At 65.6% G+C, this 18,727-nt stretch carries 16 protein-coding genes; 8 read left to right on the top strand and 8 right to left on the bottom strand.

The features are described from left to right. Positions 1–100: 100 nt before the first annotated feature. Complete coding sequence (locus BXA07_RS30215; protein WP_139335598.1) at positions 101–319, bottom strand: hypothetical protein; 219 nt, start codon at positions 317–319, stop codon at positions 101–103. A gap of 114 nt (positions 320–433) precedes the next feature. Between BXA07_RS30215 and BXA07_RS15385 the strand changes: the two genes are divergently transcribed. From BXA07_RS15385 to BXA07_RS15400, 4 genes are all read left to right on the top strand, one after another. Beyond that, positions 434–2,059 (top strand): tetratricopeptide repeat-containing response regulator, encoded by a 1,626-nt coding sequence (locus tag BXA07_RS15385; RefSeq protein WP_076568790.1) that lies wholly within the window; start codon positions 434–436, stop codon positions 2,057–2,059. Positions 2,060–2,267: 208 nt separating this feature from the next. Beyond that, on the top strand, positions 2,268–2,465 hold the full coding sequence (locus BXA07_RS15390; RefSeq protein WP_076568791.1) for a hypothetical protein: 198 nt from the start codon (positions 2,268–2,270) through the stop codon (positions 2,463–2,465). A gap of 192 nt (positions 2,466–2,657) precedes the next feature. After that, positions 2,658–3,635, top strand: coding sequence for an alpha/beta hydrolase (locus tag BXA07_RS15395; RefSeq protein ID WP_244556291.1), 978 nt, complete (start codon positions 2,658–2,660; stop codon positions 3,633–3,635). 244 nt (positions 3,636–3,879) lie between these two features. Then, entirely contained in the window at positions 3,880–4,101 is a 222-nt protein-coding gene (locus BXA07_RS15400; protein ID WP_212592314.1) for a hypothetical protein, read from the top strand. 61 nt (positions 4,102–4,162) lie between these two features. Here the strand turns inward: BXA07_RS15400 and BXA07_RS15405 are convergent, their stop codons facing one another. Together BXA07_RS15405 and BXA07_RS15410 are read right to left on the bottom strand one after the other, a co-directional pair. After that, positions 4,163–5,257, bottom strand: coding sequence for a S41 family peptidase (locus BXA07_RS15405; RefSeq protein WP_076568793.1), 1,095 nt, complete (start codon positions 5,255–5,257; stop codon positions 4,163–4,165). Positions 5,258–5,366: 109 nt separating this feature from the next. Then, positions 5,367–5,849, bottom strand: coding sequence for a MarR family winged helix-turn-helix transcriptional regulator (locus BXA07_RS15410; RefSeq protein WP_076568794.1), 483 nt, complete (start codon positions 5,847–5,849; stop codon positions 5,367–5,369). Between the two features lie 221 nt (positions 5,850–6,070). Here BXA07_RS15410 and BXA07_RS15415 point away from each other — a divergent pair, with 221 nt between their 5' ends. Next, the gene (locus tag BXA07_RS15415) at positions 6,071–6,475 is read left to right on the top strand and encodes a VOC family protein (RefSeq protein ID WP_076568795.1); all 405 of its coding nucleotides are present in this window, start codon (positions 6,071–6,073) and stop codon (positions 6,473–6,475) included. Positions 6,476–6,482: 7 nt separating this feature from the next. Here the strand turns inward: BXA07_RS15415 and BXA07_RS15420 are convergent, their stop codons facing one another. The 3 genes from BXA07_RS15420 to BXA07_RS15430 all read right to left on the bottom strand — a co-directional run bounded on the left by BXA07_RS15420 (position 6,483) and on the right by BXA07_RS15430 (position 10,914). Continuing rightward, positions 6,483–7,118 (bottom strand): TetR/AcrR family transcriptional regulator, encoded by a 636-nt coding sequence (locus tag BXA07_RS15420; protein ID WP_076568796.1) that lies wholly within the window; start codon positions 7,116–7,118, stop codon positions 6,483–6,485. A gap of 11 nt (positions 7,119–7,129) precedes the next feature. Next, complete coding sequence (locus BXA07_RS15425) at positions 7,130–9,556, bottom strand: membrane-bound PQQ-dependent dehydrogenase, glucose/quinate/shikimate family (RefSeq protein WP_083708299.1); 2,427 nt, start codon at positions 9,554–9,556, stop codon at positions 7,130–7,132. 311 nt (positions 9,557–9,867) lie between these two features. Next, positions 9,868–10,914 carry an NAD(P)-dependent alcohol dehydrogenase gene (locus BXA07_RS15430; protein WP_076568797.1) on the bottom strand — a complete coding sequence of 349 codons (1,047 nt, stop codon included), beginning with the start codon at positions 10,912–10,914 and terminating at the stop codon, positions 9,868–9,870. Between the two features lie 175 nt (positions 10,915–11,089). Between BXA07_RS15430 and BXA07_RS15435 the strand changes: the two genes are divergently transcribed. Beyond that, complete coding sequence (locus BXA07_RS15435; RefSeq protein WP_076568798.1) at positions 11,090–12,049, top strand: AraC family transcriptional regulator; 960 nt, start codon at positions 11,090–11,092, stop codon at positions 12,047–12,049. On the opposite strand, the gene BXA07_RS15440 is transcribed toward BXA07_RS15435, so the two are convergent. Then, positions 12,031–15,603 (bottom strand): hydantoinase B/oxoprolinase family protein, encoded by a 3,573-nt coding sequence (locus BXA07_RS15440; RefSeq protein WP_076568799.1) that lies wholly within the window; start codon positions 15,601–15,603, stop codon positions 12,031–12,033. The genes BXA07_RS15435 and BXA07_RS15440 overlap by 19 nt on opposite strands. Positions 15,604–15,732: 129 nt before the next feature. Here BXA07_RS15440 and BXA07_RS15445 point away from each other — a divergent pair, with 129 nt between their 5' ends. Beyond that, entirely contained in the window at positions 15,733–17,277 is a 1,545-nt protein-coding gene (locus BXA07_RS15445) for a bifunctional ADP-dependent NAD(P)H-hydrate dehydratase/NAD(P)H-hydrate epimerase (protein ID WP_076568800.1), read from the top strand. Positions 17,278–17,285: 8 nt separating this feature from the next. Here the strand turns inward: BXA07_RS15445 and BXA07_RS15450 are convergent, their stop codons facing one another. After that, positions 17,286–17,933 (bottom strand): ABC transporter ATP-binding protein, encoded by a 648-nt coding sequence (locus tag BXA07_RS15450; RefSeq protein ID WP_139335613.1) that lies wholly within the window; start codon positions 17,931–17,933, stop codon positions 17,286–17,288. 103 nt (positions 17,934–18,036) lie between these two features. Between BXA07_RS15450 and BXA07_RS15455 the strand changes: the two genes are divergently transcribed. Next, entirely contained in the window at positions 18,037–18,726 is a 690-nt protein-coding gene (locus tag BXA07_RS15455; protein ID WP_076568802.1) for an arylesterase, read from the top strand. Position 18,727: the final 1 nt, after the last annotated feature.

The following is an 18,727-nucleotide window of genomic DNA, read 5'->3' on the forward strand; positions in this document are numbered from 1 at the left end:
GGTGGTTGATGCAGCGTGGCTGCGGGTTAAAGGTAGGTATGACAATATCTTTCGTACGGCAAATTTCCTTTGCGCGCATTATACCCGTTTTACCCCTGCTTTATGACCGGAACTTATGGCTTTGCGGCCATTTTGCCCCGGAATTGAACAGTTTTTGCCAAGGTGCAACAACGGCGGTCCAGTTCGGCATGGCGCACAGGGCGGCACGGCGCAATCCGGCAAAGCGCCGTGCCGCCGTTCGCCGTTGCCGCAAAAACGGCAGGCATGTCGTGAAATACAACGCCGGACGCTGCCGGGCGCGCCCCGCGTCCGATTGCATGCATTTTGCTGGCAAGGCCGGGCGGCTTTGCAGTATGCTGACAAAAAACAATTCTGCCAGGCACATACAAGAATGGCGCCGCGGATGACCATACAGATGAACGAGAGCTGAACAATGCCAGAACATAGCGACTTATCTGTCCTGATCGTCGACCCCAACCCCAGCATGCGGGGCAATCTGCACAATATGCTGAACCAGGCGGCCATCACCAAGGTGGAATACGCGATCAATTCCGGCACGGCCATCCGCCTGCTGACGAAGAAGCCGTTCGACATCATCCTGTGCGAATACGACCTGGGCAGCGGCACGGACGGCCAGGATGGCCAGCAATTGCTGGAAGACTTGCGCCATCACAAACTGATCGGCCTGTGGACGATCTTCATCATGCTGACGTCGGAAGCCATCCACAGCAAGGTGATCAGCGCGGCCGAGCTGACCCCGTCCGACTACATATTGAAGCCGTTTACGGTCGACGTGCTGAGCGGGCGCATCGCGCGCGCCATCGAGCGGCGCGCCCTCTTCCTGCCCACCTACCAGCTGATCGACAAGGGAGATTTGCGCGAAGCCGTGAAAAGCTGCCGCGCGGCCGAATTGCAGCACCCGCGCCTGGCGGCCGATTTCGCCCGCCTGCGCGCCGAGCTGCATTTGTCGCTCGGCGAATGGACGGAAGCGGAACAGATCTACGCCGACATGCTGGCCTCGCGCCCCATGGCCTGGGCCCACCTGGGACTGGCGCGCACCCTGTTCGAGCAGCAGCGCCACGAAGAAGCGCAGGATGCGCTGCTGGAACTGGTGGAAGCCTATCCCCGCTACATGGCCGCCTACGACTTGCTGGCGCAAAACCATGAGGCCATGGGCCAGCAGGTGCAGGCCAAGAAGATCCTCGAGGACGCGGTGGCCATTTCGCCGCACATGGTGCGCCGGCTGCGCCACCTGGGCGGCATCGCCTATGACACGGGCGACATCAGCGCGGCCGAGCGGGCCTACAAGCAGGTGGTGACAAAGGCGAAGTACTCCGAATTCCGCGACCCGGAAGACCATGTCAACCTGGTCAAGACGCTGGTCAAGAAAGGCGACGCGCCGCAGGCGAGCGGCGTGCTGCGCGACATGGAGCGCTCGCTGCGGGGCAGCGCCAGCGTGGAAGCGTGCCGCGCCATCTCGGCCGCCATGCTGCATGAATTGTCGGGCAACGACATCGCCGCCGCCACCGAACTGCAGCTGGCCGCCGCCGCCCTGGACGGCGCGCGCGGCCTGTCGACGCAACTGAAGGTGGGCCTCGTGCAAAGCTGCCTGAAGAACAACCTGGAACAGGCGGCGTCCGACGTCATGATGAAGCTCGTCAACGAAGCGGACAGCGACGTGACGATGGAAGCGGCCGTGGACGTGTTTGAAAAGGCGGGACGGCATGATCTGGCGCAAGGCATGGGCCAGCAGATCACGCACCAGGTGCAGGAATTGATGCAGGATGCGGCCAGCAAGGCGGAAAGCGGAGAGCTCAAGGGCGCCGTCTTCGTGCTGCGCCAGGCCCTGCGCAAGACGCCGGGCAACCTGCCCGTCCTGTTTGCCTCCGTCGAGGCCATCTTGCGCCAGCTCAATATGCTGGGCTGGGAAGCCCCCCTGGCCGAACAGGCGCAGCACCAGATGCAGGTGATCCGCAAGATCGACCCCCGGCATCCGCAGCTGGAGTCGCTCAGGCAGCAGTATGCAGCCACGCAGCACAAGTACGGTATCGCGACCTGACTGGCGCCTGCTCGCCGCCCTTCTTCACCGCCGGGGCCGGGCTGGCGTCCATTCACGGCAACGTGACAATGTGTGAATTTTCCCTCTTGGCAATTTGTTACTCTCTAGCGCTGCTTCAAGGAACGAAGCACCGGGGCAGGACGCGGCGCTGTCGTGTTGCGTCTGGCTTTTTATGAACATTAGCAATGTCATCATTGGAAGACTCTGCATGTATATCGTCGCCCCCCTGTTTTTTGCCGCAGGTGCCGCCCTGCTCATCTCCGGCTTCAGGAAAAACAATCGGAAGCTGCTTGCCTTCGCCGCTTGCCTGTGGCTGGTCTCGGGCGCATGGGACGATTTTTCTGACGGCTTTATCCATGGCGTGAACGCCAGCGCCCCCGCGGTGTCATCTTCGCCTGCGCCATAGCAGGCGCTCCTCTTTAACCAGGCAGGGCCTGCGGCTTGCCTGGCGTGCAGTTGCACGGCAGGGATTTCCGCCAAAAAATCACCAGATCGACAATAGTCGCAATGCATGCCCGGTAATCATGGGGGGCAGCAGTCTGGAACTTCTCGCTTGCGTCGCGCAAGTCAATCAACGGCCAGTATCCTGGTGACCATTATGACAAAACTCAATTCCCTCCTGTATATCATTCCGCTGTTGATGGCCTCGATCCAGGCACATGGAGCACCCGTCGAAACGTTTGTCGAGGCGGCGGGGCCGGCGGGGCCCTTGAAAGGGGTGATGCTGTCTCCGGGAGCGCCGCCAGGCCCGGTCGCCCTGATCATTCCTGGTTCTGGCCCGACTGACCGCGATGGCAACAGTCCGCTGGGCATCCGTGCATCGACCTATAAACTGCTTGCCCAGGACCTGGCGGCGCGCGGCATGACGACCGTGCGCATCGACAAGCGCGGCATGTTTGCCAGCGCTGCGGCAACGCCGGATGCGAATGCCGTGACGATCGACGACTATGTGAGCGACGTCAATGCCTGGGTCGCGGCCCTGCAAAAACGCACAGGAGCCGCTTGCGTCTGGCTCGTGGGCCATAGCGAAGGGGGGCTGGTGGCAATGGCGGCAGCAAGGAAGCATGCCGGGATTTGCGGTCTTGTATTGATCGCCGCCGCCGGACGCCCGCTCGGTGAAGTCATGCGCGAGCAGATCAAGGCCAATCCTGCGAACGGCCCGCTCGCCGGCGAGGCAATGTCGGCAATCGAGGCGCTGGAACAGGGACGGCGGGTTGACACCGCCGGCATGCACCCTGCCCTGCAGGGCCTGTTTGCCCCGCAAGTGCAAGGATTCCTGATCAGCGCATTTTCTTACGATCCACGCCGCCTGCTCGCGGATGAACAAAAGCCCGTGCTGGTGCTGCAGGGCAAGCGCGACATTCAAGTCAGCGTGGCGGACGCGCAGCTGCTCAGTCAGGCGGCGCCGCACGCGACGCTGGTGCTGCTTCCTGATGTCAACCATGTCCTCAAGTCGGTCGCATCCGATGACAGGCGCGCCAATCTTGCCACCTACGCCGATCCTGGCCTTCCGCTCGCGCCGGACGTTGGCAGCTCGATCGCAGACGTCATCAAGCGTCATGCACATCCCCAGTGAACCATTGTGGAGCCGTAAGATTTCAGCTTCGGCCCAGGGACGGACTCGCGGCGGCACGGCGCTGCAAGGGCTGCTGTGCCGCATGCGCCGGGCCCGATATCGCTGGATGGCTGCGCTGCTATCCTGATGCCGGCCATGCAATGCGCTTGATCGTTGAGCTACGTCAATAAGATTTCCAGGGGCGAACTGCCTGGCGACTGATTTTGAAAGTGGAAAAATGGAGTATGCAACCGCGCAGCAACTCATGTCGACATACGAGCGCATGGGAAAACTCATGAACGAAGCGGACAGTCTTATCCGCACCCTTCCCGACGCCGAGCGTTCCGAGCACTTACGCGCGCTGGCGGGCTTGATCAATCACCTGTGGTTTACGCTCCAGTCCCCTATCGTGCGTCAATACGGGAATCTGGACCCGGATGGCGATTACTTCCGCGGGCAAGCATCGAAGCAAGGCATGGCCGAATGACCGTTTGGAGGACATCTTCCGGCGTGCAGCGCAGGCACTGCCTGCCTGCGCTGCACTTAGCTCAAGGCTCGCCCCTGAGCGTGTAGACGGGCTTGTCGGACTCCCCTTTCTCTGCCATCGCCAGCACGCGCTGCAGTTCCTTGCGCTCGTCGCCGTCCTTTTCGGACGACACCAGCTTGCGCAGGATGGTGACATGCGCCGTCTGCAGCGCCTGCGCCGCGGGCACGGCGATGTCCGGCTTGACGCCCACGTGTTCCCAGTTGGTCTTGGTGACGAAATTGGTCGTGCGCGACGTGGGAATCACGACCACGATGCCCTGCCCCACGCTGAACCTGCCCACGGGATTGGAGCCGCCGCCCGTGGTTTCGCCGACCACCGTGCCGCGCTTCTGCGCCTGGATGCTGTAGGAGAAATCTTCCCCGCCGGAAAACGTGCGGGCCGAGGTCAGCACGTACACGGGCTTGTCGTAACGCTGGGCGACCGTCGCCACGGTAAAGATCTGCCGTGTCGTATCGGTCGGACGATTGTATATGTCGATCAGGTGACGCTCGTCGCCGAAGGGGAAGAAATGGCTCATCAGGTAAGCCACGCTGGCCGGGCTCCCGCCGCCGTTGCGGCGCAGGTCGAGGATCAGCGCCTCCGTCCCCGCCATCAGCGACATGGCCGCCGAGTAGGCCGGACCGACGAATTCCGTGCGCCCGAAGCCGCGCAGCTCGATGTAGCCGACGTTGCCGGGGAGGCGTTCGACCTTCCCGATGCCATAACCCCACCGCTCGGTCTGCTCGCGCGCTTCGTCCATCCTGGCGCGCGTGGGCACCTCGGCGGCGTTGCCGCGCTCGCGGAAACCTTCGTCAAGCATGGCGCCGAAATGCAGGTCGCCGCTCAATGTGCGCAAGTCCTGCGCCAGCACCGCACTGAACGCCTGCGCGCTGGCGGCGCTCGCATAGCCTCCTTCGGCATTTTTCCTGGCGATCGCGCTGCCGACCCGTTCGGCGACGGCAGGCTCGATGTAATTCGCGTTCATTTTCTCGGCCAGCGTCCGCACGACCGCGGCGCGATCGGCAGCTTTCAAGGCAATGTCCTGCGCCGCCAAGGCGGGAAACGCCAACACGGCGCCCAAGACGACGCCTGCAACAAACTTCTTTCTGCCTGCCATACCATCCTCCAAGTTGGACTACGAATCGTTTGACCGTTATGTATGTAAAAAATGCGCGCGATGCCCCTGGAAACGTCGTCGCAACGGCGTTCAGGCAGGCGGACCTGCATCATTCGGGCTTGTCGTCAGGGTGCAGATGCAGGTTGGCGTCGCGGATGCGCGTGCCGAAGGAGTGCGCCTCGAGTGCGGCGATCGCCTGTCCGAGACAGGCGGACAAGGGAAACGCCAGTTCGGCATCGAGGCTGTCGGCCGCGGATTTGGTCGCCTGCCAGCACACGCGCAGGCGCGGCAGCAGCGCCGCGCCTTCGGCGCTGAGCCGCACCACGCGCTGCCGGCCGTCTTCGCCGCCGGCCGCGACCGTCAACAGGCCCTTTTTCACCATCAGGGCCACCGTCTGGGTCGCGGCCGGCTGCGTGAGGCCGGCCACGGCCGCCAGCTCGCCGATGGTGGCGCTCGGCTGCTCGGCCAGCATGCGCATGACCGGCGTGTAGCGCGGCCGGTAATCGAGCCCCGCGTCCACATAGGCCTGCTCGACGGCGCCGTCCAGCAGTTCGATGAGATGTCGTAATTGTGTGCCGAGTCCAGGTTTCATGCAGCCATGGTAGCACGATTTTCATAAGTGCTTATGTATATTCTTCCTTAATTGATAACTTCCAAGGCCAGCGGTCCCTTGCGCCGGCCTGCCGTGGCAACGCAGTTGTCTCAAACTTGAACTGACCGCCGCTGCGCTGTCAAATGAGGTAAAGTCGTGACGGACCGCAGCCCCATGCGGCAGCGCTGGCGTCCCCTATTCCACCCTGGCAAGGAGGCCATATGCATAAACAGATCATCCTCAACCTGCCCGTGAAGGACCTGGACAAATCCAGGGCCTTCTTCGGCGCTCTCGGCTTTACCTTCGATACCCGCTACAGCGGCGAGAACGCGGCGTTCATCAACATCGTCGGCGACACGATCCAGGCCATGCTGACGACGGAACCCTTCTTCCAGTCGCTGATCGGCAAGCCGGTCGCAAATGCAAAGGAAGCCAATGAAGTCGTCATCTGCCTCAGTTGCGACAGCCGGGAAGAGGTGGACAGCCTGATCGCCAGGGCCGCTGCCGCCGGCGGGCGCATACCGCATCCGCCCGAGGACCATGGTTTCATGTATGACCAGGGCTTCGAGGATATCGATGGCCACCTGTGGAATCTGGTCTGGACGGCGCCGCAAGCGGCTCGCTGAGCCGAGCTTACTTGCGCGCCACGCGCGCCACCACCAGCTCGATCAATTCCGCGATCAGGGGGCGGAACGCAGCGGCGTCGCCGCCCTGCCCCAGCATGACGGTGCGCGTGGTCAGGTGCGAGAAGACGGCGTCGAACAGGATTTGCGGCACATTGGAAAACGAGGTGTCAGGCGCGATGCGGCCAAGGGCGCGCTGCTGCTCCAGCAGGCGCAGGATCAAGGCGTGCCACACTTGCGGGCCGTGTTCGTACCAGGTGAGGCCCACGGCCGGCACGGCGGCCGCGCCCGTGACGACGAGGCGGTAGAAAGCCACGTGGCGGGGGCTGGTGACGACGGCCACCAGTTCATCGAGGATCAGCTGCAAGCCCTGCTCCAGGCCCGCTTGCGCCGTATCGAGCTGGCGCAGCGCGATGATGAAGTCGGCGCACAGGTACTCGACCACGGCCACCAGCAATTCCTGCTTGCTGCCGAAATAGCGGTAGGCCGTCGCTTTCGAGCCGCCCGCGGCGGCCACGATGGCGTCCATGCTGACGCCGTCGTAGCCGGAGGCGAGGAAGAGGTCCGCCGCCGCCACCAGCAGCTTGCGCCGCCGCTCCTCGCTTCGGGTCGTCGGGGAAGCGGGAACGGTGCGCAACTGGGGCATGAAGCAAACTCTTACTGTGTCTTGGGAAGCGCGTATGCTATCACGTAATCTCCCCGGTCCGGGCTCTGGCGGGCGCCGCCCGCCGCCACGACGACGTACTGGCGGCCCGACTTGGGCGACACATACGTCATCGGCGTGCCTTGCGAACCGACGGGCAGGCGCGCCTTCCACACTTCGCGGCCCGTGGCGATATCCATGGCGCGCAGATAGTAATCCTGCGTGCCCGCATAGAACACCAGGCCCGACGCCGTGCTGACGCCGCCGCCCAGGGTGGGCATGCCCAGCGGGATGGGCAGGCTGGCGCGCGCGCCGTGGATGACGGTATCGCGCACCGTGCCGGCCGGACGCTCCCACACTTTCGCGCGCGTTTTCAGGTCGATGGCGGCAAACACGCCCCACGGCGGGCTTTGGCACGGTATGCCCAGGGGCGAATTGAAGGCCTTGTGGTCGATGACGAAGGGCGTGCCATCCATGGGATAGGTGCTGCCCACGCCGTGGCCAGCCGTCAGCTTGGCCACGTCCACGGTCTCGCGCGGCACCAGCCTGACCACCTGCGGCATGCGGATATCGTTGACGAACATATAGCCATTGCCTTCATCGACGGCCGCGCCGCCCCAGTTGAAGCCGCCGTAGTAGCCCGGGTAGATCAGGGTTTCGCGGGTGCTGGGCGCCGTGAACTCGCCCTGGTAATTGAGCTTGCGGAAGCTGATGCGGCACGCCAGCTGGTCGAAGAAGGTGGCGCCCCACATGTCGCGCTCCGTCAGGGTTTCCGCGCCGAGGGCCGGCATGCCCGTCGAATACGGCTGCGTCTTGGCCACCCAGTCGCCGGCCGCGTGCTGCTGCGGCACGGCTTTTTCGGTGACTTCGGCAATCGGCTTGCCCGTGCGGCGGTCCAGCATGAAGATCTGGCCCCGCTTGGTCAGCTGCACCAGCGCGGGAATCTTGCCGCCCTTGCCGTCCGGGACGTCGTACAGGGCCGGCTGCGCGGCCACGTCGTAATCCCAGATGTCGTGGTGGACGGTTTGATACGTCCAGCGCTCGCGCCCCGTGGCCATGTCGAGGGCGACGATGGCTGACGAATACTTCTCCGTCAACGGCGGACGCTTGCCGCCCCAGAAGTCGGGCTGCTCGTTCCCCGTCGGCAGGTAGACCAGGCCCAGCGCATCGTCAAACGCGGGCGTCGACCACATGTTCGGCGTGCTGCGCGTGTAGGTCTGCCCTTCGGGCGGCAGCTTGGTGATGGCCGGATTGCCGAGGTCCCAGGCCCACACCAGCTCCCCCGTGTCGGCGCTGTAGGCGCGCACGACGCCCGACGGTTCATCGGTGGAGCGGCCGTCGAAGACCCAGCCGCCCAGGATGATCAGGTTGCGCGCCACCGTGGGCGCGGACGTGTAGGCGTAGTACGGCACGTTCATCCTGACCTTGCCCAGGCCGACGGTGAGGTCGACGGACCCCTTGTCGCCGAAGCCCTCGCACTGCTTGCCCGTCTGCGCGTCGATCTGAATCAAACGCGCATCCATGGTCACCTGCACGATGCGTTTCGCGCAGACGCCCGCTTGCGGCGCGCCGGCCGCCTGCATGCCGTCGAAATGAAACGGCTTTGTCACTTTCGCCGGCTCGTAATAGGCCACGCCGCGGCAGCGGTTCCACGTCTTGGTGTTGGCCGGCTTGGGATCGAAGGTCCAGCGCTCCTTGCCCGTGTCCGCGTCGAGCGCAATGACCTTGCTCGTCGGCGTGCACGTGTAGACGGTGTCGCCGATCTGCAGCGGCGTGTTTTGCAGTTCGGACGCGCCCTCGGCCAGCTCGCCCGAGCGGTACGTCCAGGCCACTTGCAACTGGCCGACGTTGGCCTTGCCGATCTGCGTGTACGGCGCGAAGCGCGTGCCTGTCGGCCCATAGCCATAATGCGCCCAGTTGGCGCTGCCGTCATTGATCGCCGTCACGGCGTCCTGCTGCGGCTGCGCCGTGGCTTCCGTCACGCCGTGCGGCTTGAACATGGCGGCGAAACCGACCGCCAGCACGACGGCAAACAGCGCGGCAAAGCCGCGCGACTGGCCGCCGTGAGCACGCCCGGCCAGCCAAGGATGCAGCAAGGCGGCCACCAGGCCGATGACGAGGAAGGGCGCCAGGCGCGGCACCATGGGCCAGAAGGCGAAGCCGATTTCCCACACGGCCCAGATCAGGGTGCCGACGACCAGCGCGGCGACGACGGCACTGGCCACCCGTTTGCGGCGCCAATACAGCACGCCGGCGAGGAGCAGGCCGAGGCCGGCCGGCAGGTAGTACCAGGAACCGCCCAGGGTAATGAGTTCGATGCCGCCGGCCGCCAGGGCGAGGCCGGAACATCCGAGGAAAATGCCGAAAACCGCCAGGGCAATGCGCTTGCCCCTGGAAACAGCCGGGATCGCCGGCGCGCCTTTATTTACTGAAATGTCCATTTTTTATCCATGACGCCTCCCCTGCCCAGGCAAACACGCCGGGGATGGCTGATGTTTTAAATCTACGTAGTGAAACTGTACTGTACGGTTTCATTTTATGCCGATTTTTGACGCAAGGAAAGAAAAATTGACGCGGGAGCTAGATTTTTGGCGGGGATGGGATGGTGCCGCGACGCCGGCATACCGGTTTTGACGTTTAGACAAATACCGTTGGAACGCCCGAAAAACGCCCAGGGCTAGGCGCCCCGCCGAAGACAGTACGAATAGTACGGCGAGGCGGAGCAACAACGCCCTGGGCGTTTTCCCGGGCGTTACAGAGAGGCCATGTCGATGACGAAGCGATATCGCACATCGCTCTTGACCACGCGCTCGAACGCCTCGTTGATATCCTGGATGCGGATGATCTCGATGTCGGAGACGATATTGTGCTTGCCGCAGAAGTCCAGCATTTCCTGGGTTTCCTTGATCGAACCGATCATGGAGCCGGACAGGCTGCGGCGCGCGCCCACCAGGCCGAAGGCGCTCACGGGCGGCACGGCGCCGTCCGGGATGCCGACGATGACCATGTTGCCGTCCACTTTCAGCAGGTTGATGTACTGGTTCCAGTCGATGGCCGCGCCCACCGTGCAGATGATCAGATCAAACGTGCCGGCCAGCTTGCTGAACGTTTCCGCATCGTTGGTGGCGTAGTAGTGGTCGGCGCCCAGGCGCAGGCCGTCTTCGCGCTTCGACAGGGTCTGGCTCAGCACCGTCACTTCGGCGCCCATGGCGTGGGCGATCTTGACGCCCATGTGGCCCAGGCCGCCCATGCCCAGGATGGCCACCTGCTTGCCGGGACCGGCCTTCCAGTGGTTCAGCGGCGAGTACAGGGTGATGCCGGCGCACAGCAGCGGCGCGGCCGCGTCCAGCGGCAGGTTGTCGGGGATCGACAGCACATAGCCTTCCTTGACGACGATGCTGTCCGAGTAGCCGCCCTGCGTGGCCGTCTTCCCATCGGCTTCGACGCCGTTGTAGGTCTGGATCAGGCCCGGCATGTACTGTTCCAGGTCCACGTTGCGCGTCTTGCAGGTGGTGCAGGAATCGACGAAGCAGCCCACGCCCACGTGGTCGCCCACCTTGAACTTGCTGACATTGGCGCCGACGGCCGTGACGACGCCGGCGATTTCATGGCCGGGCACCATGGGGAAGGCGGAACCGCCCCATTCGTCGCGCGCCTGGTGGATGTCGGAATGGCACACGCCGCAGTACTTGATCGAGATGGCCACGTCGTCTTCGCGCGGGGCGCGGCGCTCGAACGTGAACGGTTGCAGTGCGGAAGTGGGGCCGAATGCGGCGTAGCCTTTGGCGATGGTGCTCATGAAAACTCCTGTATCTGATATGTGTGACGAGGGGACGCATGCCAAGCATGCGATTGCCCAAGTGTGCCCGAGATGGCGCGCCGCCGTTACCGCGATCCTGCAAGACCTTTGCACGATCCTCCAAACCTGCGTAAGATCATCCCCCTGCCCCTCCACGCCTGACGCATACTGCACCATGCCCGCACAAATCCCCCCGCAAGATGAAATCGCCGCCCTGATCAGCCGCCACGCGCCGCGCAACGGCGACTACGGGACGGCCATCGCCAACCTGACGTTCCACCGCCAGTCCTCGGTCACGGAATCGCTGTTCCACGCGGCGCGCCCCAGCGTGGCCATCATCGCGCAGGGCGCGAAGGACGTCACATTGGGAAGCGAAACCTTCCACTACAGCCGCATGCAGTACCTGCTGACGTCCGTCGACCTGCCTGTGCAGGTCCGCGTGGCGCAGGCGAGCGAGGAACAGCCGCATTTGTGCGCGGTGCTGGGCATCGACATCGCAGACGTGGCGGCGCTGCTCGACGGCGAAGGCGCGGGCAGCGCGGGCGGCGCGGCGCAGCAGAAGATCCTGCCCGCCACGCGCGGCATCTCCGTCAGCGACGTCTCGCCCGAGCTGCTCGACGCCATGCTGCGCCTCGTGCGCCTGCTCGACAAGCCGGAGGACATCGCCGCGCTGGCGCCCCTGATCCGCCGCGAGCTGACGTACCGCCTGCTCAATGGCCCCGTGGGCGCGCGTTTGCGCCACATGGCGCTGGCCAGCAGCCAGTCGCACCAGGTGGCGCAAGCCATCGACTGGATCAAGCACCATTACGCCCAGCCGCTCCGCATCGAGCACCTGGCCGGCATGGCGAACATGAGCATGTCGTCGCTGCACCACCACTTCAAGGCCATTACCGCCATGACGCCGATGCAGTACCAGAAGCTGCTGCGCCTGCAGGAAGCGCGGCGGCTGATGCTGGTCGAGCAGATCGACGCGGGCACGGCAGGCTACCGCGTCGGCTACGCCAGCGAATCGCAGTTCAGCCGCGAATACAGCCGCCAGTTCGGCCGCGCCCCCATGCGCGACGTGGGACAGGTGCGCGCGCAGCTGAGCGGGGCCAACGCCGGCGCCGGCGCCGCCTATTCCGTCCTGCCGTAACCGCCGCCGCCCGGCGTCTCGATGACGAACACGTCACCGGGGCACATATCGGTCTTGCCGATGTGCGCGAGCTGCTCCACCGTGCCGTCCACGCGCTCGACGTAGTTGCGCCCCAGCGCGCCAGGCGCGCCGCCATCCATGCCGAACGGGGGAATAATGCGGTTGTTCGATAATATCGCCGCCGTCATGGGTTCCAAAAAGCGCACCCGGCGCACGCCGCCGTTGCCGCCATGCCAGCGCCCCGCCCCGCCGGAGCCGGCGCGGATGCTGTAGCTGTCGAGCCGCACGGGGTAGCGCCATTCGAGGATTTCCGGGTCCGTCAGGCGCGAATTGGTCATGTTCGTCTGCACCACGTCCGTGCCGTCGAAACCGGGACCGGCGCCCGAGCCGCCCGATATCGTCTCGTAGTACTGGTATTGCTCGCTGCCGAACGTGAAATTGTTCATCGTGCCCTGCGAGGCGGCCATGGCCCCCAGCGCGCCATACAGGGCGTTGGTGATGCAGGTCGAGGTTTCCACATTGCCCGACACGACCGAGGCCGGATACTGCGGATTGAGCATGGAGCCGGGCGGGATGATGACGGTCAAGGGCTTCAGACAGCCCGCGTTCAGCGGTATCTCGTCGTCGACCAGGGTGCGGAATACGTACAGCACGGCCGCCATGCAGACGGCGGACGGCGCATTGAAATTGTTCGGCAGCTGGGCGGACGTGCCCGTGAAGTCGATGACGGCGCTGCGCTGCGCGACGTCCACCGTGATCGCCACCTTGATCTGCGCGCCGTTGTCCAGGTCCAGCGCATAGCTGCCATCCTTCAGGGTGGTGATGACCCTGCGCACGGCTTCCTCGGCGTTGTCCTGCACGTGGCCCATGTAGGCTTGCACGACAGGCAAACCGAAATGCGCGACCATGTTATGCAGTTCCTCGGCCCCTTTCTGGTTCGCCGCCACCTGGGCGCGCAGATCGGCCAAATTCTGCTGCGGGTTGCGGGCGGGCCAGCTGGCGCCCGCCAGCAGGGCCAGAGTGTCATCTTCGCGCAGCAAACCGGTGGCGCCGTCGACCAGCTTGAAATTGTCGATCAACACGCCCTCTTCCTCGATCCGCGTGGAGTCGGGCGGCATGGAGCCCGGTGTCGTGCCGCCGATATCGGCATGGTGGCCGCGCGAACCGACATAGAACAGGATGGCCTCGCCCTTTTCATCGAAGACGGGGGAGATGACCGTCACGTCGGGCAGATGCGTGCCGCCGTGGTACGGGTCGTTCAGCATGTACACGTCGCCGGGCCGCATGGCGCCCGCGTTGCGCATCATGACGGTGCGGATGCTCTCGCCCATGGAACCGAGGTGCACGGGCATGTGCGGCGCGTTGGCGATCAGCTGGCCCTGCGCGTCGAAGATGGCGCAGCTGAAATCGAGCCGCTCCTTGATGTTGACGGAATGGGCCGTATTCTGCAGGCGCAGGCCCATTTGTTCTGCAATCGACATGAACAGATTGTTGAAAATCTCCAGCATCACGGGGTCGGCCTGCGTCCCGACGGCGCGCCGTTCGGGCAAGGCCAGCACCCTGCGCAAGATCAAATGGCCATGCGCCGTCACTTCCGCGCGCCAGCCCGGCTCGATGACGGTGGTGGCATTGGCGTCGCTGACGATGGCCGGGCCGTCGATGGCGTCGCCGGGACGCAGGCTGTCCGCCCCATACAGGCCGCTGTCGCGCCAGGCGCCGGCGCAGTACATGGCCACCGTTTCCATGGGCGCCAGCGCGCCTGCGCGGGGCGCATGGGCCGGCGCGGCCGCTGGCGGCGCGTCGGACGCGCCGATGGCTTCCACGGAAATGGCCTCGACGACCAGGGCGCGCGACGGCATCAGGAAGGAAAAGCGCTTTTTGTAGGCCGCTTCGAACTGCGCCTGCATGGCGTCCACCGTGTCGAACAGCACGACGAGGGCCGTATCCGTGCCTTCGTAGCGCAGGTGCACGCGGTGCACGAGCGCGATGCGCTCCCCCGCCACGCCCTGGCGCAGCAAGTCGCCGCGCGCCAGGGCGCCCAGGGCCGCAACATCGCCGCCGATATCCGCGCCCAATGCCGCCTCGACGGCCTTTTCCCGCATGGCGCTCTGGTCGGCCAGACCCATGCCGTAGGCCGACATCACGCCCGCCAGGCTGTGGATGAAGACCGTGCGCATGCCCAGCGCATCGGCCACCAGGCAGGCGTGCTGGCCGCCCGCGCCGCCAAAGCTGGTCAAGGTATAGTCGGTGACGTCGTGGCCGCGCTGCACGGAAATCTGCTTGATGGCGTTGGCCATATTGCCCACGGCGATGGCGACATAGCCTTCGGCCACCTGTTCCGGCGTGCTGTCCACCGTGCGCGCCAGCGCCTCGAACTGGGCGCGCACGGTGGCCGCGTCCAGCGCTTCGTCGGCATCGGGGCCGAAGACGCGGGGAAAATGCGCGGGCTGCAGCTTGCCCAGCATGACGTTGCAGTCGGTGACGGCCAGCGGGCCGCCGCGCCGGTAGCTGGCGGGGCCGGGGCTGGCGCCCGCGCTGTCCGGCCCCACCTTGTAGCGGGCGCCGTCGAAATGCAGGATGGAGCCGCCGCCGGCCGCCACCGTGTGGATGCTCATCATCGGTGCGCGCATGCGCACGCCGGCGATCTGCGTTTCGAACACGCGTTCGAATTCGCCCGCGTAATGCGACACGTCCGTCGAAGTGCCGCCCATGTCGAAGCCGATGACCTTGTCGAAACCGGCCAGCGCGCTGGCGCGCACCATGCCGACGATGCCGCCCGCGGGGCCGGACAGGATGCTGTCCTTGCCCTGGAAGGCGCGCGCATCCGTCAAGCCGCCGTTCGACTGCATGAATTGCAGGTGCACGCCGGGCAGCTCGGCCGCCAGCTGGTCGACATAGCGGCGCAGGATGGGCGACAGGTAGGCGTCGACCACCGTGGTATCGCCGCGCGCCACCAGCTTCATCATGGGGCTGACCTCGTGCGACACGGAGACCTGCGTAAAGCCGGCGTCGCGCGCCAGCTGCGCCAGCCGCGCCTCATGCGCATGATGGCGGTAGCCGTGCATCAGCACGATGGCGATGGCGCGCACGCCGCGCGCATGGGCTTGCGCCAGCGCGGCACGGGCGGCCATCTCGTCGAGCGGCGTGACCACCTCGCCATGGGCGCCCACTCTTTCATTGATTTCGATCACGTCGCCGTACAGCAGTTCCGGCAAGATGATCTGGCGCGCGAACAACTGCGGGCGGTTCTGGTAGGCGATGCGCAAGGCGTCGCGAAAGCCGCGCGTGATGGCCAGCACGGTCGGTTCGCCCTTGCGTTCGAGCAGCGCATTGGTGGCTACCGTCGTGCCCATCTTGATGGCGCCCACGCGTTCGACGGGCAGCGGCGCGCCCGGCGCAAGGCCCATCAGCTGGCGCATGCCGGCCAGCGCCGCGTCGCGGTACTGGCCCGGGTTTTCCGACAGCAGCTTGTGCGTGGCCAGGCTGCCGTCAGGACGGCGCGCCACGATGTCCGTAAAGGTCCCGCCCCGGTCGATCCAGAATTGCCAGTCCATGTATTGAGCTCCACTATGTGACATGGCTATTGTAGCCGCCAAACAGGGGCGCGTTTCAGGCGTGCGCGCCTTGCCTTTCGCCCGCTTCGGCCTTATGTTGAAGACATGCTGACTAATGGAACACGCGCCATGCCCCTGATCGACTCCGCAACACCGCTGTACGCCATCGCCGAACTGCGCGCCATCGAACAAGCCGCCATGCGCGACCTGCCGCAAGGGCTGCTGATGCAGCGCGCGGGCCAGGCCGCCGCCAGTGCCGCCCTGAAGCTGCTGCACGGGCAGGAAGACGGCGAGGACGCCGGCCACCGGCGCGTGCTGGTGCTGGCCGGCCCCGGCGACAATGGCGGCGATGCGCTCGAAGCGGCCGCCCACCTGGCCGGCAGCGGCATCGAAGTGCTCGTCTGGCTGGCGCCCGAAGCACCGGCCACGTCGCCCGAACGCGAACAGGCCCTGAGCCGCGCCCGCAACAGCGCCGCGCGCTGCATGGAGGCGGCCACCAGCACGGCCTCGGCCGCCGTGGGCGCCGCGCCATGGAACCTCGTCATCGACGGCCTGTTCGGCATCGGCGCCTCGCGCCCGCTCGATGGCGAATGCCGCGACATGGCGCAGCTGGTCAACAAGCTCGATTGCCCCGTGCTGGCGCTCGACGTGCCCAGCGGCCTGCACGCGGACACGGGCGCCATCGACGGCGTGGCCATCCGCGCCACGCATACGCTCACCTTCATCGGCGACAAGCCGGGCCTGCACACGGCAAATGGCCGCGACTATGCGGGCGAAGTGGAAGTGGCCGCGCTGGCCATAGCCCCTGCCCTGCTGCCGCCCGCCAAGGCCCAGCTGGGCGGCCTGCACCTGTTTGCCCGCCATTTGCAGCCACGGCGCCAGAACACGCACAAGGGCAGCTACGGCAGCGTGGCCATCATCGGCGGCGCGCAAGGCATGGCCGGCGCGCCCATCCTGGCGGCCCGCACGGCCCTGCATGCGGGCGCTGGACGGGTGTATATCGCCTTTCCCGACGCACCGCCCGCCTTCGACAGCGGCCAGCCGGAACTGATGTGCCGCCACGCCCAGGACGTGGATTTCTCGGGCCTGCACTTTGCCGCGCTGGTGGCGGGGCCGGGCCTGGGCGACGACGTCGATACGGTGGAGCTGCTGCAGCGCACGTTCGAGAGCGACAGCCCCCTGCTGCTGGACGCGGACGCGCTGAACCTGATGGCGGCCGAGCCGGAACTGCAGTCGGCGCTGGCCGTGCGCACGGGCGCGGGCGCGACGATCTTGACGCCGCACCCGCTGGAAGCGGCGCGCCTGCTCGACATGACGGTGGCCGAGGTGCAGGCCGACCGGCCGGGCGCGGCGCGCCAGCTGGCGGCGCAGCTGGGCGTCATCGTGGTACTGAAAGGGTCGGGCACGGTCATCGCCGCGCCCGATGGCGGCATCGTCATCAACAACACGGGCGGTCCCGCGCTGGCAACGGCCGGCACGGGCGACGTGCTGTCCGGCCTGTGCGGCAGCCTGCTGGCGCAGGGCTGGCCGGAATGGGAAGCGGCACTCGGCGCCGTGTGGCTGCATGGCGCGGCGGCCGATGAGCTGGTGGCCGCAGGCAGCGGCCCCATCGGCTTGACGGCGGGGGAACTGATCCCCGCCATCCGAAAATTGATCAATGCCTTGTCGGCATGATCACTGCGCTAGATCAAACGGCCTGCTGAAATCGTAATGGTGCGGCCGCAGCGGGCCGCGATCGAGCTGTCGTGCGTGACGAGTACCAGGGTCGAACCCCGTTCACGGTTCAGCTCGAACATCAGCCGGATCACGGCTTCGCCCGTGGCGGCGTCCAGGCTGCCCGTCGGCTCGTCGGCGAACAGCAGCGGCGGCTCCGTGACGAAGGCGCGGGCCAGGGCCACGCGCTGCTGCTCGCCACCGGACAGGTATTTCGGATAGTGCTTCAAACGGCTGCCCAGGTTGACCCGGCCCAGCATGGCTTGCGCCTTTTCCTTCGCATCGGGGTCGCCGCGCAATTCCAGCGGCAGCATGACGTTTTCCAGCGCCGTCAGGTGGGCCAGCAGCTGGAAGGACTGGAAGACGAAACCGAGCCTTTCCTTGCGGAAACCGGCGCGGCCGTCTTCATCGAGGGCAAAGATATCGGTGCCGTCGAGGATGACCTTGCCTTCGCTGGGCGTGTCCAGTCCCGCCAGCAAGCCCAGCAAGGTGGACTTGCCGGAACCGGAAGCGCCGACGATGGCCAGCGTCTCGGCCGTTTGCACGGTAAAATCGACTTGATGCAGGATGGTCAGCTCGCCATCGGCATCGGGCACGCGCTTGGCCAGCTGGACCACTTCGATGGCCGGCCGGGCATTTAGACTGTCGGGTGCGGCAGGCCGCCGGGCCGCTGCTTCTGATGGAAGAAAACTGGTGGAAGTCGCTTTAGGGAATTCGGGCATGCTGATCTATCTTAAGAAATTTCGTGAACAAATAAGTATCCAGGACGCCAACCGCTTGCGGCGGCGCACCCTGTCCTTGCTTCCTGCGGCAGCCCTGCTCCTCGTGTCAGGCATGACGAACGCCTATTCTGCACCAAAAACGCTGCTGGTGCTCGGCGACAGCCTGTCGGCCGAGTACGGACTGGCGCGCGGTACTGGCTGGGTGGCGCTGCTGGAGCAGCGCTTGCAAGCGCAAAAGAACGACACGCGCATCGTCAACGCCAGCATCAGCGGCGAGACCACCAGCGGCGGCCGCGCCCGCCTGCCTGCCTTGCTGGCGAAACACCGGCCGGACGTCGTGCTGATCGAACTGGGCGCCAACGACGGCTTGCGCGGCTTGCCCGTGGCGGCCGCCGAAGCGAACCTGCGCGCCATGGGCGACGCGGCAAAAAAATCGGGCGCGCAAGTGGTGCTGGTGGGCATGCGCATGCCGCCCAACTATGGACGCGCCTATGGCGAGCAGTTTTATGGCGTGTACGGCAAGCTGGCCAGGGAATGGAAGGCGCCGCTGGTGCCCTTCATGTTCGAAGGCATCGCCGACCAGCCGCAGCTGTTCCAGGCCGACCGCATGCACCCGAATGCCAAGGCGCACCCGGCGATCCTGAAAAACATCTGGCCGCAACTGGCGCCCTTGCTGGGGGCGAAGTAAG

This window comes from Janthinobacterium sp. TND4EL3 (assembly GCF_900156175.1).
In the GTDB taxonomy this organism is placed as follows: Bacteria; Pseudomonadota; Gammaproteobacteria; order Burkholderiales; family Burkholderiaceae_D; genus Janthinobacterium.